The sequence below is a fragment of the Bradyrhizobium sp. ma5 genome (genome assembly GCF_042258955.1).
Taxonomy (GTDB): domain Bacteria; phylum Pseudomonadota; class Alphaproteobacteria; order Rhizobiales; family Xanthobacteraceae; genus Bradyrhizobium.
The window spans coordinates 3417080-3441329 of record NZ_CP170156.1; the positions used below are offsets into that span (position 1 = coordinate 3417080).

The following is a 24250-nucleotide window of genomic DNA, read 5'->3' on the forward strand; positions in this document are numbered from 1 at the left end:
GCATTTGGCAATGTAGTACGTATACGTATCAAATGCGATGCCAAGACATCGTGCAGGGAGGTTGAACTTGGACCTGCGTGAGCTGCTGTCGATTCCTTATTTGCTCGAGGCTGAGGCGGTCGAAACCGAGCCGGGGCAGTGGTGGGTTCGTCTTGCCTATCCGGAGCTGCCGGGATGCACGGCGGAAGCCGCCGTCGTCGAGGACGCCTTACGGGAGCTCGAGCGGCGCCGCATCGAATTGATCGTCGGCCTCGTGGAGGCGGGCAAGCAGCCTCCCGTGCCTCGCAAGCCGCTCACCGCATCCGATCCGCTTTGGACCGCTCAGGATCTCGGACTGTCCGACCGTGTCGCCGCGCTTCTCGGCGGCGCGGCGGGCCCGGCCACACGCAATTGAAGGAGGCAAATTCATGCTCTCGCGCGAAGACAATGAACGCCTGGTGAGGGTCGGCAAGGGCACGCCGCTCGGCGATCTGTTTCGGCTTTACTGGATTCCCTTCCTGCCGTCGGCAGACCTCGCCAAGGATGGACAGCCGAAGCGCATCCGGCTGCTTGGCGAGGATCTGGTCGCCTTCCGCGACACCGAGGGGCGGGTCGGGCTGGTCGATCAGGCCTGCCCGCATCGCGGCGCGCCGCTGATCTTCGCACGAAACGAGGATTGCGGGCTGCGCTGCGTCTATCACGGCTGGAAATTCGACGTCACCGGCGCGGTGACGGATATGCCCGCGGAGCCGGTGCGCAGCCGCCTCAAGGAGCGGGTGCGGATCAAGGCCTATCCCTGCAAGGAGCGCAACGGGATGATCTGGACCTACATCGGCCCGGATCAGGCCGAGCTTCCGCCGCTCCCGAACCTCGAATGGAATCTGGTGCCGGCCGAGCAGGTGCACATCTCGGTCCGCGTCCAGGAGTGTAACTGGCTGCAAGCGGTCGAAGGCGAGATCGACTCGGCGCACGCGCCGCTGCTGCACGGGCGGCTCGACGCCCAGGGCACGACCAGCGCCTGGATCCAGAAGCGCGACCTGCGGCCGACCTTCGAATGCATCAAGCAAGATTTCGGCATGAGCATCGCCGCGCGGCGCAATTACGATGCCAACACGCTGTACTGGCGCGTCAACCAGTTCATGCTGCCGTTCTATACGCTGGTGCCCCCGCTGTCGCCGTTCCCGGATCTGAGCGGACACGCCTGGGTGCCGATCGATGACGAGAACACGCTCTGCATCATGTTCTCCTATCATCCGTCGGAGCCGCTGCTGGAGAAGACGCGGCAGGTGTTCGCCGAAGGTCACAAGGGCCGCGAAAGCGGCCATGCCAGCCGCCACGCGCTGGTCCAGCACCCGGTGACGGTCCCCTATGCAGGCTACTGGACCAAATACAATCCGCAGAACGGCTTTCAATTCGATTACGAGGCGCAGCGTACCACCTGGTTCTCGGGCCTGCCGGGGCTGTGGGTGCAGGACGGCGCCTGCCAGAGCGGCGTCTCGCCGATCTTCGATCGCACCAGGGAGACGCTCTGTTCCAGCGACACCGGCATCGCGATGACGCGGCGTTTTATTCTGGAGGCGCTGGGCGCCCATCGCGATCACGGGATGAAGCCCAAGGGCGTCTCGGACCCCGACGTGTTCATGGTACGCGCGGTGTCGCTGCGGCTGCCGCCGGAGGATTCCTGGGTCGACGTCGGCGCGCCGTTCATGCGGGCGAAGCTTGGTGCCGACTTCGGGTACGAATTGTGAGCGCATCCGCCATGGCTGAAATGACGCAGGACGTGCTGGTCAAGCGCATCGGCTACGAGGCCGAGCGGATCAATTCCTACGAGCTGATCGCGCGGACAGGCGGCGAGCTGGCGCCGTTTACGGCCGGCAGCCATATCGACCTGCATCTGCCGAACGGCATGATCCGCAGCTATTCGTTGGTCAACGATCAGCGCGAGCGGCACCGCTATGTGATCGCCGTCAACAAGGATGCCGAGAGCCGGGGCGGCTCCAGCTTCGTCCACGACTCCATGAAGGTCGGGGATATCGTGACGATATCCGGGCCGCGCAACAATTTCGCGCTGCACGAAGCGGCCGAGCATTCGGTCCTGATCGCCGGCGGCATCGGCGTCACGCCATTGCTGTCGATGATCCGGCGTCTGGATGCGATCGGTCGCCACTGGGAGCTGTTCTACGCCGCAAGGACCCGCGCCGCCGCGGCATTCCTCGACGAGCTCGACGCATTCCGATCCGATCTTCGCTCCAGGATACACGTCGATTTCGACGATGAGCGGTCGGGGCGTCTGTTCGACCTGCCGGCGATTGTCGGCAACGCACCGGCCCACGCGCATCTTTATTGTTGCGGCCCGGTGCCCTTGCTCGCGGCATTCGAGGCGGCGGCGGCCGATCGGCCAGCCGATCGCGTGCATGTCGAATATTTCCAGGCCCGCGAAGCGCCCTCAACCGAGGGCGGCTTCGACGTCAAGCTTGCGCGAAGCAATCGCACGATTGCGGTCGAACCCGGCATGACGATTCTCGATGCCTTGCTGGCTGCCGGCATCACCGCGAACTACGCCTGCACCGAGGGAGTCTGCGGCACCTGCGAGACGCGCGTGCTCGAGGGCACGCCCGACCATCGCGATCAGTTTCTGAGCAAGGAAGAGCAAGCGGCGAACAAGAGCGTCATGATCTGCTGTTCGGGCGCCAAGTCCCGCACGCTCGTGCTCGATCTCTAGAACAACAACAGACGACGGGTGGAAACAATGAAGTATCTTTCGCAAATCGCCGGAATGGCCCTGCTGGCCGTTTGCGCCGGTTCGCCCGCATCGGCGGACGCTGCGCGCTCCCTCAAGATCGGCGTGCTCAACGACGCATCCGGCCCTTATTCGGACAATGCCGGCGAAGGCTCGGTGACGGGGGCCAGGATGGCTGCCGAGGATTTCATGCGCCTTCATTCGGATTTCAAGATCGAGATCGTCTCCGCCGACCACCAGAACAAGGCGGATGTCGGCGCCGCAATCGCGCGGCGCTGGATCGATCAGGAGAAGGTCGATGCGGTCGCCGACGTGCCGAACTCGGCCGTCGGGCTCGCCGTCAACGAAGTCGTGCGCGGCACCAAGGCGGCGCTGATTGCATCGAGCGCGGCATCCTCCGACCTGACCGGGAAATACTGCTCGCCCAACACGATCCAGTGGACCTTCGATACCTGGGCGGCCTCGCACACCATCGGCACCTACCTCGTGCGTCACGGCGGCAAGAAATGGTACTTCATTGCGACCGACAATGCGCTCGGCAAGTCGATGGTGCGCGACGGCACGGCGGTGATCGGCGCCGGCGGCGGCACCGTGCTCGGATCGGTCAACGTGCCGATCAACAATGCAGACTATGCCTCGTTCATCCTGCAGGCGGATAGCTCGGGCGCCGACGTGATCGCGTTCGCGACCGCCGGCGGCGACACGGTCAGCCTGATCAAGCAATCCGCCGAGTTCGGGCTGAAACAGAGCGGGCGTACCTTCGCGGCGCTGCTGACCACCACCAACGATGTCGAGTCGAGCGGCCTTGCGGTTGGGGAGGGGCTGATCATCACCCAGCCGTTCTACTGGGACCTCAACGATGCCAGCCGCGCCTGGTCGGCCAGATTCAGCGCGCGTCAGCACGGGCAATCGCCGACCGCGTTCCACGCCGGCGTCTACTCCTCCGTGCTGGCTTACCTGAACGCGGCGCTGGCGGCAGGAACCAATGACGCGCCGGCGGTGATCCGGAAGTTGAAGGAGAAGCCGATCGACGACGCCTTGTTCGGGCCGGTCGTGGTGCGCGCGGACGGCCGCGCCATTCACAACATGTACATCTTCAAAGTGAAGAGCCCGAATGCGTCGAAGAGCAAGTGGGACCTGCTGGAGCAGGTCGGCGTGCTGTCCGGGCCGGAGGCGTTTCGGCCGCTCGACCAGGGCGGATGCTCGCTCGTCGAGCCGCCGAAGAGCAATTGACGACGACGGAAGCGACCTTCGGATCAACACTTCTCATACTGACGGACCTCCCGATGCTGGATCAGCTTGAAGCCGACTTCCCCGAGCACACGCGGCGCCCTGCCGATGCGCCAAGGGCGCTCGAGCGGGTCCGGGTGATCGATTTCTCGCATTTCATTGCGGGACCGTTTGCGACCATGATCCTCGCCGACATGGGCGCCGAGGTGATCAAGGTCGAAGCGCCCGGCCGGGGCGACGATTTGCGCCGCTATCCCCCGGTGCATCCGGATCTCAGGCACGGTGCGCCGTTCCTCTGGACCAACCGCAACAAGCGCAGCATTGCCCTCGATCTCAAATCGCCGGAGGGCCTGAAGGTCGCGCGCGAGCTGATCGCGACGGCAGACGTCGTTGTCGAGAATTTTTCGGCCGACGTGATGGTGCGGCTGGGGCTTGATTACGAAAGCTGCCGCAAGATCAAGCCCGAGATCATCTATTGCGCGGTGTCGGCCTATGGCCGCGACGGAGCGTTTTCGGATCGGCTCGGCTTCGATCCGATCGCGCAGGTCGAGAGCGGCTTCGTGTCGATGAACGGCTATGCCGACCGCGAGGGCGTGCGCGCATTGTCGCCGGTGATGGATATCAGCACCGCGATGATGGCCAGCAATGCGATCCTTGGTGCGTTGTTCGCGCGGGAGCGGAGCGGGCAGGGCCAGGCCATCGAGGTGTCGTTGTTCGAGAATGCCGTGCTGATGACCGGCTATGCGACCATGCAGTCGCTGTTCAACAATGCCGATCCGAAGCGAAGCGGCAATACCAGTCCGGATACCTGTCCGTCGGGTGTGTTTCAGGCCAGCGATTGCGCCTTCTACATCAATTGCGGCAACGACAAGATCTTTCAGCGCCTGATGGCGCAGGTTCTCGAGCGTGAGGATCTTGCTGCGGCCGAGATCTATGCAACCGGCCCTGATCGAATCCATCGGCGCGAGGAGCTGTTTGCGATTCTCGGCGATGCCTTTGCCCGGCAGCCCTGGTCGCACTGGCAGTCCCGGATGCGGGCGGCCGGGGTGCCCTGCGGTCAGGTGCGCACCGTCGGCGAGGCGATCCGCTCCCCGGAGGCAAGGGAGCGCGGGATCGTCACGAGGATCCCGCACGAGACGCTGGGTTGGGTGCCGAACGTGAACCTTCCGATCCGCTATTCGCGGACCCCGATCGTCGATCCCGTTGCGGCACCGGCGGTTGGGCAGCACACCGAAAATGTACTGCGCGAGTTGCTCAACTACGATGAGGCGGAGATCGCGCGCCTTGCCGCAGGTGGGGCTTTCGGCAGCCAGCCTTCGCGACGGGATGCGAGGCCGTGACGGCGCGCGCGCAAGACGAGCGGACGCTGCGGGGCCGAGTCGCCGTGATCGGGATCGGCGAAACGGAATACTATCGCCACGGCGGTTCTCCCGACCCGGAGTTCAAGCTCGCGCTGAAAGCGATTCTGGCGGCTTGCGAAGATGCCGGGCTCGATCCCCGCAAGATCGACGGCTTCTCGTCCTACAGCGACGATCGCAGCGAAGCCTCGCGGCTGGCCGCGGCGCTGGGGACGCATCGATTGCGCGCCGCCACCATGCAATGGGGCGGAGGCGGCGGCGGTTGCTGTGCTGCGGTTGCCAACGCGGCGGCCGCGATCGTCGCGGGCCTCGCCGATTGTGTCGTGGTGTTCCGCTCGCTGGCGCAGGGCCAGTATGGTCGGTTCGGACAGGCGGGCGGGATCCACACCGTTTCGGGCGAACGGTCCTACCTGATGCCCTATGGTGTGCTGGCGCCGCCGCAGCGCTTTGCCATGCGGGTGCAGCGCTATATGCACGAGCACGGCGTGCGGCAAGAGGCGTTGCGCGCGATTGCGCTCGCCTCCTATCACCATGCGCAGGCCAACCCCCGTGCCGTGATGCACGGCAAGCCGCTGGACGCCGGGAAATACGATGCCTCGCGCTGGATCGTGGAGCCGTTCCATCTCTACGATTGCTGCATGGAGAATGACGGCGCGGCGGCCCTGGTGCTGGTATCGGCGGAGCGCGCCGCAGAATTCCGGAATAAGCCGGCCTATCTGCTCGGTGCCGCCTTCGGATCCGGACATCGTGCGGCGGCGACGGCGCACAACGCGCCGCTCTACGCTACGGCGAGTTTCGACACCGTTGCCCCTGATCTCTACCGCATGGCCGGCGTAGGGCCGTCCGATGTCGGCGTGGTCCAAGCCTACGAGAATTTCACCGGCGGCGTCGTGATGGCACTGGCGGAGCACGGCTTCTTCAAGCCAGAGGAGGCCAACGAGTTCCTGACCGTCGAGAACCTGATCGCGCCGTCCGGGCGGCTGCCGCTCAACACCAGCGGCGGCAACCTCGCCGAATGCTACATGCACGGCTTTGAGCTCGTGCTGGAAGCGGTTCGCCAGGTGCGCGGCACCTCGACGAACCAGGCGCGACGCGGCGACGTCGCAATGGTCATCGGAGGTCCGATGGTCTCTCCCGCGAGCGACCTCATTCTGGGTTCGGAGGCCACCTTATGAGCAAGCCGAGCGCGCGCTATCTCCCGGCAGGCCTGCCGATCCCGGTCGCGGAGCCCGACGGCCTGTCCGCGCCGTATTGGGAAGGATTGCGTCAAGGCAAGGTGCTGGTGCAACGCTGCGGCCACTGCAACACGTGGCAGTTCGGACCCGAATGGCTCTGTCATCGCTGCCACGCCTTCGATCCGACATGGACCGAAGTCGAGCCGCGCGGCCGGATCTTCAGCTGGGAACGCGCGTGGCATCCATCGCATGCCGCGCTGAAAGGGCATGGACCTTACATCGCGGTACTTGTCGAATTGCCGCATGCCGGCGGCATTCGCATGGTCGGCAATCTGCTCGGCGATCCCGAACAGGCGGTTGCAATCGGTGCAGATGTCGAAGGGGTCTTCGAGCATCACCTGGAGTCGGATCCGCCTTACTCCTTGCTGCAATGGCGCCGGGCGTAGGTTTCCCCGGAGTTACTATCGATCGGTTCGCTTGATACGGGCAATCGATTGCGCGTCTACCGGAGATAGATGGTCAGCGGTGCGCTGCACTTGTGATCATTCGCGGGTGACATCTGGTTTGCCTGCTTTCGCGTCAGCGCCGCTGACAGGATGAGCTTCGTGGGTCCTTGTCTCGCGGCAGATGACATGCAATCTTCCGCCCCCGGCAATGCTGTTCGAGAGCAACAAGAACAATAATCCCTCTCGTCCCTCCAATTCTGTCGAGGGCCTGATCATGTCGAATCCTACCCAAGCGACCTCCGCTCCATGGCGGATAGGCGTGCTGTTCTCGCGAACCGGCTTCATGTCGGTGATCGAGGAGACCCAGTATCAGGGCACGCAGCTTGCGATCGAGGAGGTGAACGAGGCGGGCGGGGTCTGCGGCCGCGAACTGGTTCCCGTCGCCTACGACCCCGGCTCGGATTCGGCCGCCTATGGCCACTACGCCAAACGGTTGATGGTGGAGGATCAGGTCAGCACTATATTCGGCTGTTACACCTCGTCGAGCCGCAAGGCGGTGCTGCCGGTGGTCGAACGGCTGAACGGCCTGCTTTGGTACCCGACGCTCTATGAGGGTTTCGAGGCGTCGCCGAACGTCATCTACACCGGCGCCTCGCCGAATCAGAACAGCCTCGCGCTGTGCCGCTATCTGATGGATACGTTCGGAACACGATTCTATTTCGTGGGTTCGGACTACATCTATCCGCGCGAGTCCAACCGGGTGATGCGGGAGCTGCTGAAGAGCAACGGCGGCTCGGTCGTCGGCGAACGCTACGTCAACGTCTACGCGCGCTGGCAGGACTTTGTCCCGATCATCCAGGACATCAAGCGGGTCAGGCCCGACGTGATCTTCTCGACCGTCGTGGGGGAGGGCACGGTCTTCCTCTATCAGGCCTACGCGAATGTCGGGCTCGATCCAAAGCAAGTGCCGATCGCCAGCCTGACCACGACGGAAGCCGAAATCGCCGCCATGGGCTTCGACGTCGGCGCAGGACACGTCACCGCGGCATCCTACTTCCAGGGCGTCGAGGGCAGCGCCAACAACGCGTTTGTGCAGCGCTTCAAGAAGCGGTTCGGCGCCGACATCTCCACCAACATGTGCGCCGAGGCATCCTATTTCCAGCTGCATCTGTTTGCGAAGGCGCTCGAGCAGGTCAATTCGCTCGACACGGAAGTGCTCCGTTCGATGGTGTTCGGCACCAGCTTTGATGCACCGCAAGGTGCCGTCACCGTCAACCCGATGTCGGGTCATACCGATCTGTGGACACGCATCGGGCGCGCCAACCGTCAGGGGCAGTTCGATGTGGTCAGCCAGTCGAAGGAGCCGGTGCATGCGGATCCGTTCCTGATCGGGTATGGTCGTGCAACGCAAACAGGAAGCGTCCAATGAACGAGCAGTCGCGTAAGCCGTCGCTGAGCCGAGACGTCGGCGGACGCAAGACCATGGTGCAGGAACTTGCCGATCTGTCGGCCGTGGTGGTCGCCCCGGTCGATGATCAGGTCGGCATGTTGTTGCGCGAATTGCAGCGGTTCAGGATGCGGGTGCGTCAGGTCTGGCCGATGCCGGAGAGCGTGCCGGCCGATGCCGACGTGGTGTACTGCGAATATTCACCGGATCTGGCGCGGCGCCTGCCGTGGATTCCAGGCGATGCGCGTTCCGCGCTGGTCGTGATCCTGCCGGCGACGGAAGCCGTTCACGCCGATGCGCTGTGTCATGCAACGCCCAACGCCGTTCTGCCGCGGCCGTTTACGCAGAATGCGGTGTTGTCCAGCCTCGTGTTGGCGCGCAGCCAGTTCAGCTACGAACGGCGGCTCCGCAGCAAGATCGAGAAGCTCGACGACAATCTGCGCTCGATGCGCACGGTGGAACGCGCCAAGGCCATCCTGATGGCGACGCGGCAGATGCCGGAAACCGAAGCCTATGGCTTCATCCGACGGCAGGCGATGGATCGTCGCGTGTCGGCAAGTGCAGTCGCTGCGGCGATTGTTGACTCGTTCGAACTGCTTGGCTACGATCATCAACAGTAAGCCCCAATAGCGGGGCCGGCGGCGACAGCGCCGCCTTCGACACAACCGGCAACAAAGCCCTCCCAATGCTCGCGTAAGCGCGCATCGGGAGGGCTTTTTGTTTTTTCGGTCCTGAAGGGAGCTAGGGATGAGCATTTCACGGCGGACTTTGCTGAGGAATACCGCGGCGCTTGGCGCATTTGCCGGCGCCGGACTGCCGCATATCTGGATCAAGAACGCCGATCTCGCTTACGCCGCGGGCGGCGAGATCAAGGTCGGCGTGCTGTTCTCGCTGACGGGAACGACCGCGATCATCGAGGAATCGCTCAACAAGGCGACGCTGCTTGCGATCGAGGAAATCAACGCCGCCGGCGGCATCAAGGGCAGCAAGATCGTGCCGATCGTCGAGGATCCTGCGTCGGATCCGGCGACCTTCTCGGAGAAGGCCCGCAAGCTCGTCGTCGGCGACAAATGCGTGAGCGTGTTCGGCTCATATACCTCGGCGAGCCGCAAGGCGGTGCTTCCGGTCTTCGAACGACAGAACAATCTCTATTGGTATCCGACGCTCTATGAGGGCCGCGAGTGCTCGAAGAACGTCATCTACACCGGCGCAGTGCCGAACCAGCAGCAGGACGAGTTCGTGCCGTGGCTGGTCAAGAAGTTCGGCAAGAAGTTCTATCTGATCGGCTCCAACTACATCTATCCGAAGGAAGAGAACAACTACTGCAAGAAGCTGCTTGAGAAACTCGGCGGCGAGGTCGTGGCGGAAGAATATGTGCCGCTCGGCCATTCCGAATTCTCTTCCGTCATCAACAAGATCCGCTCGACGCAGCCGAACGTGATCTTCTCCACCGTGGTCGGCGATTCCGTGGTGGCACTGCATCGTCAGTACAAGGCTGCCGGCCTCGATCCCGAGAAGATGCCGATGGCTAGTCTCACGACCTCGGAGAACGAGGTCGCGGCGATGGGCGGAGAGGCTGCCGCCGGTCACTTCACCTCGGCGCCGTACTTCATGGTGCACAAGTCGCCTGAGAACGAGAAATTCGTCGAGGCCTACAAGAAGCGCTGGGGCGCGGACAAGGTGACGCATTTCGTCTCGGAGGCCTGCTACTTCCAGACCTATCTGTTCAAGCAGGCGGTCGAAAAGCTCGCCACCAGCGACCTCACGCCGCCGAACATCCGCGACGCGGTCAAGGGCCAGGAAGTGACTGCGCCACAAGGCAAGGTCCGGATCGAGCCGGAGAATCTGCACACCTGGCTGTGGCCCAAGATCGCGCAGGCGAAGTCGAACGGCCAGTTCGAGATTCTCGTCGAGGCCAAGGATTGGCTGAAGCCGGTGCCTTACGCGGCCTATCCCGGGCAGTCCTGCACCGAGAAGGGCCTGGTCGAGAAGAGCTGACGGGGGCTGACGACGGCCGTCGGCGTGCGGCGCCGGCGGCCGGCTTCCCGCAACGAAAGCCGCCTCTCGCACACATGCGAGGGGCGCAGGCGCCCAAACGAACATCGAAAGCGGATCCCGACGTGGACCAACTCATCGAACAAATCGTCACCGGCCTCAGCATCGGATCCATCCTGCTGCTGGTGGCGCTGGGACTGTCGATCATCTACGGCTCGATGGGCATCATCAATCTCGCCCATGGCGAGTTCGTGATGCTCGGCGCTTACGCCGCCTGGGTGTTCCACACCTATCTCGGGCTCGGCCTGCTGGCGAGCCTCGTTCCGATCTTCCTGGTGGTGGCAACCTTCGGCTGGGTCATCGAACGCTACGTCCTCAGCCTGCTCAACAACCGGCCGCTCGATACGATTCTTGCGACCTGGGGCGTCGGAATCATGCTGCAGCAGGCGGTGCGGCTGATGGTCGGCAGCGAACTCCGCTATGTGCAGCTGCCGCCGGCGCTGGCCGACAGCATGAACGTGTTCGGCATCCCGATATCGTCGTATCGGGTGTTCCTGTTCGTCGTGTCGATCGCGCTGTTCGGGGCGACCTGGTTGCTCATGAACCGCACGACGGTCGGGATGAAGCTGCGTGCCATCATCCAGGACCGCTCGGTCGCCGCCTCGTTCGGAATCAACGCCAAGCGGGTTTACGCGCTGACCTTCGCCTATGGCGCGGGCCTTGCCGGACTTGCCGGCGCGCTGGTGTCGCCGCTCAAGAGCGTGTCGCCCGACATGGGCACCGGCTACGTGGTCGACGCCTTCATGGTGGTCGTGCTCGGCGGCGTGCAGAGCCTCGCCGGCACCGTGGCGAGCGCCTTCATCCTCGGCGAGCTCTCCGGCGGCATCGCCTTCCTGCAGAACGACACGGTCGCCAAGACGATCGTGCTGCTCGCCATCGTCGTGCTCATCCGTTTCCGCCCCGAGGGGCTTTTCACCGCACGCGTGCGGGCCTGAGACAGATCGCTCATCTATGCCGTCGAATGCTTCCAATTCCAGCGGATTGCAGCGCCTGATCGCGCAACTTGCACCGTTGCTGATCGTTTCCGCGCTGGTGTTCGCGCTCCCGGTGCTGCTCAACAATGACTTCCTGCTCAACAAGGTCGCGCGCTATCTGGTGCTGGGCATCCTCACGATATCGCTGGGGCTGTCCTGGGGCTTCGGCGGCATCCTGAATCTCGGCCAGGCCATGAGCTTCGGGCTCGGCTCCTACGCGATGGCGATGGCGCTGAAGCTCAAGACCGTACCGGTGCATACGGGGGCGAGCGGACTGCCGGACTTCATGGTCTGGAACAATGTCCAGCATCTGCCGTGGTTCTGGGAGCCGTTCCGGTCGCTCAGCTTCGCCATCGCGGCGGGGCTGCTCGTACCGGCGCTGGTCGCGGCGGCGCTCGGCTGGTTCATGTTCCGGGGACGGGTCACCGGGGTCTACGTCTCGATCATCACGCTCGCCACCATGGTGGTGATCAATCTCGTGATCATCGACCAGCAGAGCTATACCGGCGGCTTCAACGGCATCACCGATCTCGCCCAGCTCGAGCTGTTCGGCGTCGCGTTCGATGCCTATGGCCGCGCAACCTACTACCTCGTTGCCGGATGTGTGCTGCTCAGCCTGCTGGTGGCCTTTGCCTTCACCAAGTCCAGGGCCGGCCTGATCGTGCAGGCGATCCGCGATCACGAGAGCCGGGTGCGCTACTTCGGCTACGACGTCGCGCTCTACCAGATCTTCGTGTTTGCGCTCTCGGCTGCGATCGCAGGCCTCGCCGGCATGCTCTACACGATTGTGATGGAGTTTGCCTCGCCGACCTTCCTTGGCGTGCAGCTCTCGCTCTCGGTAGTGGTGTGGTGCGCCGTCGGCGGCAGGCAGAGCCTGGTCGGCGCGTTCCTCGGCGCGGTGCTGGTCGCGGGCATGCAGGGCGCGCTGTCGGAATCCGCGGCGTTCCTGGAAACCTGGACGCTGGTGATGGGCGCGCTGTTCGTGCTCGTGGTGCTGTTCCTGCCGAAGGGGCTCGCCGGCCTCGCGCAGTCCACCTGGCGCTGGGTTGCCCAGCGCAGACAGGCCGCCAGCGGCGCGGTTGCACGGGGTGTCAGCCAGACGGAGGGCAGCACGTGAACTCCCATCTCGATCTCCGCGACGTCTCGGTCAGCTTCAACGGTTTCAAGGCGCTCAATTCGCTCAACATGAGCGTGCGCAAGGGCGAGCTGCGCTGCCTGATCGGGCCGAACGGCGCCGGCAAGACCACGGCGCTCGACATCATCTGCGGCAAGGTCAAGCCGAGCGCCGGCACCGTCAGCTTTGACGGCACCGCGCTGCAGGAGCTCGAGGAATACGAGATCGCCCGCGCCGGTGTCGGCCGCAAGTTCCAGGTGCCGAGCGTCTTCCGCGAGCTCTCGGTCAGCGACAATCTCGAAGTGGCGCGGGCGCGCCGCACCTCCGTGTTCGGCAATCTGCGCTGGAGTATCGGCAATGCTGCGCGCGACGACATCGAGCGTCTGGCCGAGCTGGTCGGGCTCACCGAACAGCTCGACCGGCCGGCCGCGTATCTGTCGCACGGCCAGACCCAATGGCTGGAGATCGGCATGCTGGTCGCCCAGGACGCCGAGCTGATCCTGATGGACGAGCCGACTGCCGGCATGACGGCGCAGGAAACCCGCAAGACCGCCGAACTGTTCGTGCGGCTGAAGGGCAAGCACACGCTGATCGTGGTCGAGCACGACATGGGCTTCGTCAAGGCGATCGGCGACATCATCTCGGTGATGCATATGGGCCAGATGCTGGCCGAGGGCACCGCCGCGGAGGTGGAGGCGCATCCGGAAGTGCGCCGCGCCTATCTCGGATCGGGAGGCATCAGCCATGCTTGAGCTGACCGACGTCGACGCATTCTATGGCAACAGCCGCGCCTTGCAGGGCATCAACCTGATGGTCGGCAATGGCGAGTTCCTGTCGGTGCTCGGCCGCAACGGCGTCGGCAAGACCACGCTGATGCGCAGCATCCTCGGCCTGATGGACCGGTGCACCGGACGTCTGTCGCTCGACGGCGCCGACATCTCGCCGTTGCGCACCCATCAGCGTGCCAAGGCCGGCATCGCCTATGTGCCGCAGGGCCGCGGCATCCTGCCGCGCTTCACGGTGCGGGAGAATTTGACGCTCGGGACCTTCGCGGCGAAATCGGCCAACGGCATCGAGGAGTGGGTGCTCGAGCTGTTTCCGGTGCTCAAGGATTTTCTCAACCGCTACGGCGGCAATCTCTCCGGCGGTCAGCAACAGCAGCTTGCGATCGCACGCGCGCTGCTTGCCCAGCCCAAGGTCATCCTGCTGGATGAGCCGACCGAGGGCATCCAGCCGAACATCGTCGAGCAGATCGAGGACGTGATCGTCAAGCTCAATCGCGAGCGCGGCATCACGGTCGTGCTGGTCGAACAGAATGTCGCGTTCGCGCGGCGCGCGTCTCACCGCTTCGCGTTACTCGAAAAGGGACGCGTCGTCGCCAAGGGCGCGATCGGTGAGCTCACCGATGATCTCATCCAGCTGCACATGGCCGTGTAGCGGGAATTATCGTTCAGAAAGGGAGTCGAGACATGTTGCATGGAGATATATCGAGCAGCAAGGACACGGTCGGCGTCGCCGTGGTCAATTACAAGATGCCGCGCCTGCACACCAAGGCCGAGGTGCTGGATAACGCGCGCAACATCGCCAAGATGGTCGAGGGCATGAAGCTCGGCCTGCCGGGCATGGATCTCGTGATCTTCCCGGAATACTCGACCCACGGCATCATGTACGACTCCAAGGAGATGTACGAGACGGCTTCGTCCGTGCCGGGCGAGGAAACCCGCATCTTCGCCGATGCCTGCCGCAAGGCCAAGGTCTGGGGCGTGTTCTCGCTGACCGGCGAGCGCCACGAGGAGCATCCCAACAAGGCGCCGTACAACACGCTGATCCTGATGAACGACAAGGGCGAGATCGTCCAGAAGTATCGCAAGATCATGCCGTGGGTGCCGATCGAGGGTTGGTATCCCGGCGACTGCACTTACGTCTCGGAGGGGCCGAAGGGCCTGAAGATCAGCCTGATCATCTGCGACGACGGCAACTATCCGGAGATCTGGCGTGACTGCGCGATGCGCGGCGCCGAACTGATCGTCCGCTGCCAGGGCTACATGTATCCGGCCAAGGAGCAGCAGATCCAGATCTCGAAGTCGATGGCCTGGGCCAACAACTGCTACGTCGCGGTCGCCAACGCTTCCGGCTTCGACGGCGTCTATTCCTACTTCGGCCATTCTGCGCTCATCGGCTTCGACGGCCGGACGCTCGGCGAGTGCGGCACCGAGGAGAACGGCATCCAGTACGCCCAGCTCTCGGTGTCGCTGATCCGCGATGCCCGCCGCAACATGCAGTCGCAGAACCATCTCTTCAAGCTGATGCACCGCGGCTACACCGGCCTGATCAACTCCGGAGAGGGCGATCGCGGCCACGCGGTCTGTCCGTACACCTTCTACAAGAATTGGATCACGGACCCCGAAGGTACGCGCGAGATGGTTGAAGCCATGACGCGTCCGACCGTCGGGACCGACGAGTGTCCGATCGAGGGCATTCCGAACCAGAAAGTCGCACATCGTTGATTTGGAAACGGCGAGCCGTGCCGGCGCGATCATTCGCGCCGGCGCGATTCTGAAACTGTTGCAGCGGGAAACGGGGGTTACCATGAGCAGCGAAGCAAATAGCGGGCTGGTGCATCAGTCCGAAGGGCAGATCGACGAACTTCTCGGCCATGAATTCGAGCACGAGCCGGTGCCGATCAGCGCCCGGCGCAGCGCCTTCTCGGTCACCATGGTGTGGCTGGGCTTTCCGATGATCATCACCGGCGCCATGACGGGATCGTTGCTGGTGCTGGGCATGGGCTTCAAGAACGCACTGGTGGCCATGATCATCGGCAATCTGATCATGTTCGCCTATGTGGGCGCACTCGGCCTGATCGGCACGCGGAAGGGCATGAACTTCGCGCTGATCGCGAGCATCGTGTTCGGAAAGAAGGGTTATGTGCTGGCGTCGGGCCTGCTGTCGACCCTGCTGCTCGGCTGGTATGCGGTGCAGACCGGCATCACGGGCGCATTGATCTCCTCGACCTACGGCCTCAACTATGTGGCGATGACCATCGTCGCTGGCGTGCTCTATATCGGGATCACCTTCGTCGGCGTGAAGGGATTGCATTATATCGGGCTTGCGTCGGTGCCGCTGTTTGTCGTCCTCGGCCTCTGGGTCGCAGCCGATGCAGCCTCGACCACGACGGCAGCGGCGATCTTCAGTTATGCCGGCAATAACGGCGTCGCCAGCATGTCGATGGGCGTCGGCCTGACGGTGGTGCTTGCGCTGTTCATTGACGCCGGCACGGTGACTGCTGACTTCAACCGCTGGGCGCCGAGCCCACGGGCGTCCCTGTTTGCCACGTTCAGCGCGTTTCCGTTCGCCAATCTGGTGGCGATGCTGGTCGGTGGCGTGATGACGGCTGCGCTTGCGGTTCCGAACGCCAACCCGTTCGGCGTCGACAACATGTTCGGCTACATGAACGGCAAGCAGCTCACCTGGCTCAGCATTCTCGCCTTCATCTTCCTCTACGCCAATCTCGGATCGGTCTGCTCGCACTGTCTTTACAATGCGGCCACCGGCTGGTCCCGTATCCTCGGGACCAACATGCGGCTGATGGCCGTGATCCTCGGCGCCATTGGCATCGTGGTTGCCGCGGGCAACGTCTGGGCGTTCTTCATCCAGTGGCTGTCGCTGCTCGGCATCCTCGTGCCGCCGATCGGTGCGATCATCTTGGTCGATCAGTATTTGTTGCGCACCGGGTCGCGTGCGGACGTCGACTGGCGCGCGAAGCCGTTCATCGCCTGGGGCATCGGGTCGCTGTGCGCATTTGCGGTTGAAAATCTGATGCCGGGGCTGTCCACTGCGATATCAGCCGCGCTGATCGCCGGCATCGTGTACGGGGCGATCGCGCGGGTGGAGTCTTCCACCGAAAAGGTAGCGCGCCCCGCATAAGCGACAAGCTCGATCAAGCAAGAAGGGTACATCAATGAGCGTCGACTATCAGATCTATGATCTCGGCAATCTGACCTTGCAGCGCGGTGCGACCCTCCGCGACTGCAAGCTCGCCTACAAGACGTTTGGCCAGCTCAACGCGGCCAAGGACAACGTGATCGTCTATCCGACCTGGTACTCCGGCCAGCACTACGACAATGAATGGCTGATCGGGCCGGGCATGGCGCTCGATCCGGCGAAGTACTTCATCATCATTCCCAACATGCTGGGCAACGGCCTGTCGTCGTCGCCGAGCAACACGCCGGAGCCGTATAACGGGCCGCGTTTTCCGCAGGTAACGGCCTACGACAATGTCCGCGCCCAGCACCGGCTGGTGACCGAAAAATTCGGCATCAAGCACATCCGTCTGGTGGTCGGCTGGTCGATGGGCGCGTTGCAGACGTTCCATTGGGGCGCGCTCTATCCCGATATGATGGACCTGCTGGCGCCGTTCTGCGGCTCGGCGAAATGCTCGCGCCACAATTATGTGTTCCTCGAAGGCGTGAAAGCCGCGCTCACGGCAGACGCGGCCTGGAAGGAGGGCTGGTACACCGACAAGCCGGCTCGCGGCTTGCGCGCCGCCGCGCGGGTCTATGCCGGCTGGGGCTTTTCGCAGGCCTTCTACCGCGAGCAGCTCGACATCAAGACGATGGGCTATTCGTCGCTGGAGGATTTCCTGGTGGCATTCTGGGAAGGCTTCTTCCTGCCGAAGGACCCGAACAACCTGCTCACCATGCTGTGGACCTGGCAGAACGGCGACATCAGCGCCAACGAGATCTACAATGGCGACTTCAAGGCTGCGCTGAAGGCGATCAAGGCCAAGGCCTATGTCATGCCCGGGCGGACGGATCTCTACTTCCCGCCTGAAGACAGCGAGAACGAGGTCGCGAACATGCCGAACGCCAAGTTCGTGCCGGTACCGTCGATCTGGGGCCATTTCGCGGGCGGGCCGGGGACCAACCCGGTCGATGTCGCCTTCATCGATACCAAGCTCAAGGAGCTGCTCGCATCGTGAGTTCGAACGGTTGCGAACGGCTGCCTGCGCGATCATGGGAGGCGTGAGCTTGTCCAATCCCGCTTTGCTGCTCGATCAGTACCGCATCCGCCAGGAGCCGTATTACCGGCCGCTCAAGGATGAGGTCGAACTGTTCGGTGCAGCCTATGCGAACCGCATGCCGGTGATGCTGAAAGGCCCCACCGGCTGCGGCAAGACCCGCTTCATTGAATACATGGCCTGGCGGCTCGGCCGTCCGCTGATTACGGTCGCCTGTCATGAGGACATGACAGCGGCGGATCTGGTGGGACGCTGGCTGCTCGATGCCGAGGGTACGGTATGGAGCGATGGGCCGCTGACGACGGCAGTGCGTCTCGGCGCGATCTGCTACCTCGACGAGATCGTCGAGGCGCGCCAGGACACCACGGTCGTGATCCATCCCTTGACCGACGATCGGCGTGTGCTGCCGCTGGAAAAGCGTGGCGAGCTGATCCACGCGCATTCGGACTTTCAGCTCGTGATTTCCTACAATCCGGGCTACCAGAGCGCGATCAAGGACCTCAAGGAATCCACCAAGCAGCGCTTTGCGGCGCTGGATTTCGGTTACCCCGACCGGTCGGCGGAAACCGAGGTGGTGTCGCGCGAGGCCGGCATCGAACCCAACCTCGCCGATCTGCTGGTGAAGATCGCCCAGCACAGCCGCAACCTGAAGGGCCAGGGCCTCGACGAAGGCGCCTCGACCCGGATGCTGGTCAATGCTGGCCGCTTGATCGGATGCGGCATCAGCCTCGAAAAGGCGTGCGAGACCACGATCGTCGTTCCCTTGACCGATGATGCGGACACCAGGAACACGTTGCGTGACGTGATTTCGGCCTCTGCGTGAATGGAAGCCCGGAGGTGGCGGTCGCGCAAATCAGTTCGCTCGATGGCTTCCGATCCGGACGCCGGCTTGCGGCACTGTTGCGCGGCCACGATGAGATCGCCTTGGCGGTGCAGTCGGCGCGGGCCGCCTTGCACCGGATGGGTTCGCTCGATCTTCTGACGGCCTGGGACGAGGCGGTGCACGACCTGTTCGAGGCCAACCTCGGCCAGGCCGTGGTGCTGGGTTTTCTAAAGCTATCGGAGCAATGGCAGGCGCCGCGATCGACCGATGATCTGATCGCGATCGGACGCGCCGCGGGCGATATCGGCCGCAGCGCCGGAAGCCGCACCGCCCATGGGCTGCTGACCGAATTGTCCAAAGTGCTGTCGCGGCTTGCGGGTGCTGGAGAACTCACCGCGGTTCTTGCAGCGCTTGGCCAACTCGCAGATGCAGGCCCGGAATCGGTGGGCCTTGCGATCGGCCGGCTGGAGCCGCTGCTCGCACATGCCGGGGCCGATGATTTTTCCGCCTGGGTTTCGGCCGGCCTGCGCGCAAGCGGCGGCCGCGCATCGCGCCGGCGCGCCTATTTCGCGCTCGACGATCCGCTCTCGGTGCGGCTGTTCGCGGTCGGCCGGACCGGCGATGATTTTGCACGGCTGGAAAAGCGCCTCGCCGCAACCACGCTCGCGCTGTGGAACAGGAAGCCGCGTTTCCGCAAGCTTGCCGTTGCACCGACGCCGGTGCCGCGGCGTGCCTCGCTCGCCGCCGGCCTGATCGGCCTCCCGGAGACCTTTCCCGGTTTCGCGGGTGAGGAGGCGGACAGCATCTATCTCGCGGCGGTCGCGCATGCCGGCGCGCATCTGGTGCACTCCACCGTCCGCTTTCCCGTGGGGCGGTTGAAGGCGCTGCAGATTGCGCTGGTCTCGCTGATCGAGGATGCCAGGGTCGAGACGCTGACGCTTCGCGAGATGCCGGGGCTGCGCCGGCTGTGGTTGCCGTTTCACACTGCGACGCCAACGGGCCAGGCAACTGCCGCCGGATTGATGATGCGATTGGCGCGGGCGCTGATCGATCCGGACTATCAGGATCCGGATGCGTGGGTGACCAAGGGGCGCGCGCTGTTTGCCGAAGCCGCCGGCCGCTGGATTGATCCGGCCATCAGCCGCGAGATCGGCGGGCTGCTCGGCAACGACATCGGGCAGATGCGGCTGCAGTTCAATGCCAAGAGCTACGTCGTCGAACCGGCCTATCGCGATGACAATCTGGCGCTGTGGGATTTTGGCGATCAGCCGGACAGCCCGGCCGAGACGATCGAACTTGCGGTCGATTCCGTGCGGATCGAGCGCCGCGACGACGCCGATGGAAAATCCACCGACAACGATGCAAGGCCCGACGAGACGCTGCGCGCGAAGGCTGCGGCAGTGACCCTGCTGGATGGATTTCCGGCCGCGACCTACCCGGAATGGGACTATGCCACGCGCACCGAGCGGGCGGACTGGACCACGATCCTGGAGGCTGATGCAGCGGTATCCGCCCAGCCGTTCGACCCTTCGACGGATGCCGAGGCGATGCGCTGGATCACCGAGTTGACCCGCGACGCCTCAATCGGCCGCCGTATCAGACACAAGGGCCAGCGCGACGGCGAAGCGCTCGACATCGATGCGGCGATCGCACTGACGATCGAACGTCGTACCGGCAGTATCAGCGAGCCCAGGGTCTACCAGCGCGATGCGCCGGGACCGCGCGATCTTGCCGTTCTGCTGCTGCTGGACCTGTCGCAATCGACCGCGGACCGCGATCGTCGCGGCCGGACCGTTCTCGACGTCGAGCGCAAGGCCGCCGCGATCATGGCAACGGCGGTCGAGGCCGCCAATGACGCGATCGCGGTGCACGGCTTCAGCTCCGACGGCCGCGAGCGCGTGCGCTATCTCCGCATCAAGAGCTTCGAGGAGCCGATGGACGCCGTGGTGCGTTCGCGTCTCGCGGGCCTTGGCAGCAGCCATTCCACCCGGCTCGGTGCCGCGTTGCGCCACGCCGGGGGCTACCTCGCGGGACGACGCGCATTCCGCAAAGTGTTGCTGGTTCTGACCGATGGTGAGCCGTCCGACGTCGATGTGCCCGATCCGCAATATCTGGTGGAGGACGCGCGCCGTGCCGCTCAGCAGCTGCGGCGGCGCGGCGCCGATATTTTTGCCTTCGGCATCGGTGAGGACAGATTTCCGCAGCTCGATCGCATTTTCGGCGAGCGCCACGCGCTCCGGGTGCCCCGGATCGAGGTATTGCCGCAACGGGTGATGCAGCTTTATGCGGAACTGAAGAAATAGTCGTAAGGTCTAGCCGGCCGCGCGGGGCAGGGAGCCGTTTGCCGTGATCTCGGCCGAGAGCTCCTCGATGGTCTTGCGCTGCTCCATGGCCGTCCGCCGGATCAGCGCAAAGGCGGCCGGCTCGGCCAGCGCATGGGTGTGCATGACCTGAAGGACGGCGGCGAGCACGACGCGGCGGGATCGAAGACGCTGTTCGAGCTTGAGCACCTGCTGCTTCAGCTCGCTGGTGCGCTCGCTTCGCTCGAAGGCCAGGACAAGCGCGGCATAGATGCCGGCCGAGCGCAGTGGCTTGACCAGGAACGAGGCCGGATCGAGGTCGAGTACCAGCTTCAGGCGGCTCGGCGTCTCGGTGCCGAGCAGGGCGATGACCGGGCTTCGCCCAAGCGATGCGCGCTGCGCCGGCGAGGTGAGCGGAAGGAACTCGTCGTCGATCAGCGTCACATCCGGCCGGCAGTCGATATCGGCGTCGCCATCCCATGTGACGATGTCGATCCCGAGACGCTCGAACTGACGCCTGACGATGGTGGCGTCGCGCTCGTCCTTGATGGCGACGAGCGCATTGCGTCCGCGCAGCGAAAATGATGACGGCTTGCTCATTTCACGACCCGCAAATGCGGCGCATTCGGCAACGTTCCATCCCTTGCGGGACCGGCGGCGATGTCGAGCTGCGTCAGATAGGGATCCGGTCTAACCGGAGCTTCAGCTTCCCAGAAGATGTCAAACTGTCCTTCGGCGTTGGAGACGGCGAGCCGCGGCGTCAAGACGCAGTGGTTGTTGCTGCCGTCGATCCAGACCGGACCCTGTGGCGAATTGTAGCGATGGCCGGCTGCGGCGCGCCGCACCTCGCCGATATCGGATGTGCCGGCACGTTGCAGCGCGCGGGCCAGCAGATAGACCGCGACATAGGCGGATTGCCCGTCCACCGACGGGCTGCTGTGCGCGCCGTGACGCGCCTTCCAGCGCGCGACGAAGGCCTGGTTCTCGGGGAGGCGAATGCTTTCGAAATAGGCCGACGACGTGATGCAGCCGGCCGATGCGGGACCTGCGATCTTGAGCTCGGGCTCGCACAGGCTGCAGCTCAGCATCGGGATGTCGAGACCCGCAGCAAGGGTTGCGGCATGAAACGCACGGATGAAATCATAGCTCGAACTGCCGACAAGCGTGTTGAAGACAACCGGCGGCCGGCGCCGCACGATCTCGTCGACGATGTGCGTAACTGCGCTCTCACCGAGCTCGAGCAGGCGTTCCGCCAGAATCCGTCCCCGCGCCGCCGTCACCAGCTCGCGGGTGACGCGGTTGGTTTCCCAGGTCCAGACATAGTTGGAGCCGACGCAGAAGATCTCGCGCGACAGATTGTCGAGCACGTAGCGCACCAGCGGCAGCACGTTGTGATTTGGCGAGGCGCCGACATAGATGACGTTGTCGGAGCATTCGAACCCCTCGTAGCGCGCCGGATACCAGAGCAGGCGGTCGGTGCGCTCGACGATCGGAAGAACCTGTTTGCGCGAGGCCGAGGTGTAGCAGCCGATGATGTGCTCGACCCCGACATTGCGAATGAGATCATCGCAGACCGTATGGTATTCTGAAATGATGCCGCGGGGATCGCGGACATGTGCCGATATCGCGAAGTCGAACTCGTCCTGCTCGTTGATCTCGTCGACCGCCATCATGGCGCTCTTCAGGATCTCGCGCCCCATGGCCTGATAGGGCCCATGCTGCGAGCAGATAATCCCAACGGGAATGGACGGCTTTGTCATCGAAGACTTTCAGTGCACTTCATGCAGGAAACCATCTTCGCAGAGGCCGGTGCAAGAGGTCATGCCGATTTGCTGCGCAGCACCTCGCGAAATTTGTGCAGCCAGCCTCGTTGACAACGCGCTGCACACCTCCTTAGAATTTTCTCCTACAGGGCTTCCTGTCGAACCTTGCGTGCGTCGATTTGGCCGATGACGTCCCGATCGCCGCGCAGAGTGCTCCGTTCGATCCCGGACCCACGCGATAGTTCATAGCCGCGGCATTTGGGCCATTCGTCACCTTCGTTTGGAGGGGCGGGTGGCTTTTTGCTTTTGCCGCCAAAACAAATTGGCGACACATCCGTGTCGCCAAGCCGGAGGCGCATGCGCGGTGATGGGCAGTGCCTGCGCTTGCGTCGTGCCAAGTGCGGGGATGAGAAACGATGCCGACGACGGAACTTCACAATCTCGGGCTCATTGAGGTCGGGCAGCAAATCCAGGCCAAAAAGCTCTCGTCGGTTGAGGTGACAAGAGCGATGCTCGGGCGGATCGAGCAGCTCGACGGCAAGCTCAAGAGCTATGCCCATGTGATGGGCGAGGCAGCGCTTGCTGACGCCGCGGCAGCCGAAAAGGAGATCGCCTCCGGCAAGATCAAGGGGCCGCTGCACGGCGTGCCGATCGCCGTCAAGGATTTGTGCTGGGTCAAGGGCGCGCCCGCCGCGCACGGCATGACCATTCATCGCGAGTTCCGTCCGGGTGAGGATGCCACGGTGGTCGCGCGGCTGAAGGATGCCGGTGCTGTGATCCTCGGCAAGCTGCAGCAGACCGAGGGCGCCTATGCCGATCATCACCCGAAGATCGATCCGCCGAAGAACCCGTGGAATGCCGATCTGTGGTCCGGCGCATCGTCGAGCGGTTCCGGCGTCGCCACCGCGGCGGGGCTTTGCTTCGGATCGCTTGGAACCGATACCGGCGGCTCGATCCGCTTTCCCTCGGCTGCCAATGGCATCACCGGGCTGAAGCCGACCTGGGGCCGTGTCAGCCGTTACGGCGCTTTCGAACTCGCGGCCACGCTCGATCACATCGGCCCGATGGCGCGCAGCGCGGCCGATTGCGGCGCGATCCTCGCCGTGATCGCCGGCCAGGATCCGAAGGACACCACATCCGTGCCGTTGGCCGTGCCTGATTATCTCGCCGGTATGTCCGGAGACCTGCGCGGCATGACGATCGGCGTCGATCGGCGCTGGACCAGCGAGGGCACTGACGAGGCTGCCGGCAAGGTGCTCAGCGAAGGGTTGCGGGTTGCCGCTGATCTCGGCGCGAAGATCAAGGACATCACGTTCCCTGATCCGAAAGCGGTGATCGAGGATTGGTTCCCGCTGTGCGGCATCGAAGTGGCCGTTGCGCACGAAGAAACCTATCCCGCGCGCAAGGACGAATACGGTCCGGCGCTCGCCGGCCTGCTCGACCTCGGCCGCGCGCTGTCCGGCATGGATTATCAGAAGATCGTGCTGCGGCGCGAAGCATTTCGCGGCGCCGTGCGGCTGCTGTTCGAGACGATCGATCTCATCGCGGTTCCAGCCCAGGCGTTCGCTGCGCCGACATTGGCCAAGATGGCGGCGCTGGGCGAGGACCCGTCGCTGATTACCGGGCTGCTGCGCTTCACCTGCCCGTTCGACATGACCGGCAGCCCGACCGTGACGCTTCCCGGCGGCTTCGCGCCGAACGGCGGTCCGGTCGCCTTCCAGTTTGTCGGCCGCCATTTCGACGAGACAAGTCTCGTCCGTGCGGGCGATGCCTTCCAGCGCGTCACCGACTGGCACAAGCGCCATCCCGCGATCTGAGTTGAGGAGCCG

At 64.1% G+C, this 24250-nt stretch carries 22 protein-coding genes; 20 read left to right on the plus strand and 2 right to left on the minus strand.

The window, feature by feature from the left end:
* The first annotated feature begins 67 nt into the window (after nt 1-67).
* The 19 genes from ACE103_RS15615 (at nt 68) to ACE103_RS15705 (ending at nt 20661) form a co-directional block, all read left to right on the plus strand.
* The gene (locus ACE103_RS15615; protein ID WP_375780141.1) at nt 68-394 is read left to right on the plus strand and encodes a type II toxin-antitoxin system HicB family antitoxin; all 327 of its coding nucleotides are present in this window, start codon (nt 68-70) and stop codon (nt 392-394) included.
* Nucleotides 395-407: 13 nt separating this feature from the next.
* Nucleotides 408-1727, plus strand: a complete 1320-nt coding sequence (locus tag ACE103_RS15620; protein ID WP_375780142.1) for a Rieske 2Fe-2S domain-containing protein — start codon at nt 408-410, stop codon at nt 1725-1727.
* 11 nt (nt 1728-1738) lie between these two features.
* On the plus strand, nt 1739-2701 hold the full coding sequence (locus tag ACE103_RS15625; RefSeq protein ID WP_375780143.1) for a PDR/VanB family oxidoreductase: 963 nt from the start codon (nt 1739-1741) through the stop codon (nt 2699-2701).
* A 27-nt stretch (nt 2702-2728) separates the two neighbouring features.
* Complete coding sequence (locus tag ACE103_RS15630) at nt 2729-3952, plus strand: ABC transporter substrate-binding protein (RefSeq protein WP_375780144.1); 1224 nt, start codon at nt 2729-2731, stop codon at nt 3950-3952.
* Nucleotides 3953-4005: 53 nt separating this feature from the next.
* Complete coding sequence (locus ACE103_RS15635; protein ID WP_375780145.1) at nt 4006-5289, plus strand: CaiB/BaiF CoA transferase family protein; 1284 nt, start codon at nt 4006-4008, stop codon at nt 5287-5289.
* Nucleotides 5286-6482, plus strand: a complete 1197-nt coding sequence (locus tag ACE103_RS15640; RefSeq protein WP_375780146.1) for an acetyl-CoA acetyltransferase — start codon at nt 5286-5288, stop codon at nt 6480-6482. Before ACE103_RS15635 ends, ACE103_RS15640 begins: the two co-directional genes overlap by 4 nt.
* Nucleotides 6479-6928: a Zn-ribbon domain-containing OB-fold protein gene (locus ACE103_RS15645; protein WP_375780147.1), complete on the plus strand. Its 450-nt coding sequence runs from the start codon at nt 6479-6481 to the stop codon at nt 6926-6928. The genes ACE103_RS15640 and ACE103_RS15645 overlap by 4 nt, the downstream gene beginning before the upstream one ends.
* A gap of 274 nt (nt 6929-7202) precedes the next feature.
* Complete coding sequence (locus ACE103_RS15650; protein ID WP_223968668.1) at nt 7203-8357, plus strand: transporter substrate-binding domain-containing protein; 1155 nt, start codon at nt 7203-7205, stop codon at nt 8355-8357.
* A complete protein-coding gene (locus tag ACE103_RS15655; RefSeq protein WP_092125390.1) occupies nt 8354-8995 on the plus strand; it encodes an ANTAR domain-containing response regulator in 642 nt (213 codons plus the stop codon). The genes ACE103_RS15650 and ACE103_RS15655 overlap by 4 nt, the downstream gene beginning before the upstream one ends.
* A gap of 127 nt (nt 8996-9122) precedes the next feature.
* Nucleotides 9123-10373 carry a transporter substrate-binding domain-containing protein gene (locus ACE103_RS15660; RefSeq protein WP_223968670.1) on the plus strand — a complete coding sequence of 417 codons (1251 nt, stop codon included), beginning with the start codon at nt 9123-9125 and terminating at the stop codon, nt 10371-10373.
* 122 nt (nt 10374-10495) lie between these two features.
* Nucleotides 10496-11365 carry an urea ABC transporter permease subunit UrtB gene (urtB, locus tag ACE103_RS15665; protein WP_375780148.1) on the plus strand — a complete coding sequence of 290 codons (870 nt, stop codon included), beginning with the start codon at nt 10496-10498 and terminating at the stop codon, nt 11363-11365.
* Nucleotides 11366-11381: 16 nt separating this feature from the next.
* On the plus strand, nt 11382-12521 hold the full coding sequence (urtC, locus tag ACE103_RS15670) for an urea ABC transporter permease subunit UrtC (RefSeq protein WP_375780149.1): 1140 nt from the start codon (nt 11382-11384) through the stop codon (nt 12519-12521).
* Nucleotides 12518-13270 (plus strand): urea ABC transporter ATP-binding protein UrtD, encoded by a 753-nt coding sequence (gene urtD / locus ACE103_RS15675; protein WP_375780150.1) that lies wholly within the window; start codon nt 12518-12520, stop codon nt 13268-13270. The genes urtC and urtD overlap by 4 nt, the downstream gene beginning before the upstream one ends.
* On the plus strand, nt 13263-13955 hold the full coding sequence (gene urtE / locus ACE103_RS15680; protein WP_092125394.1) for an urea ABC transporter ATP-binding subunit UrtE: 693 nt from the start codon (nt 13263-13265) through the stop codon (nt 13953-13955). The genes urtD and urtE overlap by 8 nt, the downstream gene beginning before the upstream one ends.
* 32 nt (nt 13956-13987) lie before the next feature.
* Nucleotides 13988-15025, plus strand: a complete 1038-nt coding sequence (locus tag ACE103_RS15685) for an aliphatic amidase (protein ID WP_092125395.1) — start codon at nt 13988-13990, stop codon at nt 15023-15025.
* Nucleotides 15026-15107: 82 nt separating this feature from the next.
* Entirely contained in the window at nt 15108-16442 is a 1335-nt protein-coding gene (locus ACE103_RS15690) for a purine-cytosine permease family protein (RefSeq protein WP_375780151.1), read from the plus strand.
* Between the two features lie 34 nt (nt 16443-16476).
* A complete protein-coding gene (locus ACE103_RS15695; RefSeq protein ID WP_375780152.1) occupies nt 16477-17496 on the plus strand; it encodes an alpha/beta fold hydrolase in 1020 nt (339 codons plus the stop codon).
* Nucleotides 17497-17545: 49 nt separating this feature from the next.
* Nucleotides 17546-18358 carry a CbbQ/NirQ/NorQ/GpvN family protein gene (locus tag ACE103_RS15700; RefSeq protein ID WP_275945287.1) on the plus strand — a complete coding sequence of 271 codons (813 nt, stop codon included), beginning with the start codon at nt 17546-17548 and terminating at the stop codon, nt 18356-18358.
* 14 nt (nt 18359-18372) lie between these two features.
* Complete coding sequence (locus ACE103_RS15705; RefSeq protein WP_375780153.1) at nt 18373-20661, plus strand: nitric oxide reductase activation protein NorD; 2289 nt, start codon at nt 18373-18375, stop codon at nt 20659-20661.
* Between the two features lie 9 nt (nt 20662-20670).
* Here the strand turns inward: ACE103_RS15705 and ACE103_RS15710 are convergent, their stop codons facing one another.
* Nucleotides 20671-21258, minus strand: coding sequence for an ANTAR domain-containing response regulator (locus ACE103_RS15710; RefSeq protein WP_375780154.1), 588 nt, complete (start codon nt 21256-21258; stop codon nt 20671-20673).
* On the minus strand, nt 21255-22418 hold the full coding sequence (locus ACE103_RS15715) for a transporter substrate-binding domain-containing protein (RefSeq protein ID WP_375780155.1): 1164 nt from the start codon (nt 22416-22418) through the stop codon (nt 21255-21257). Before ACE103_RS15715 ends, ACE103_RS15710 begins: the two co-directional genes overlap by 4 nt.
* Nucleotides 22419-22837: 419 nt before the next feature.
* On the opposite strand from ACE103_RS15715, the gene ACE103_RS15720 reads away from it, so the two are divergent.
* The gene (locus ACE103_RS15720; protein WP_375780156.1) at nt 22838-24238 is read left to right on the plus strand and encodes an amidase; all 1401 of its coding nucleotides are present in this window, start codon (nt 22838-22840) and stop codon (nt 24236-24238) included.
* Nucleotides 24239-24250: the final 12 nt, after the last annotated feature.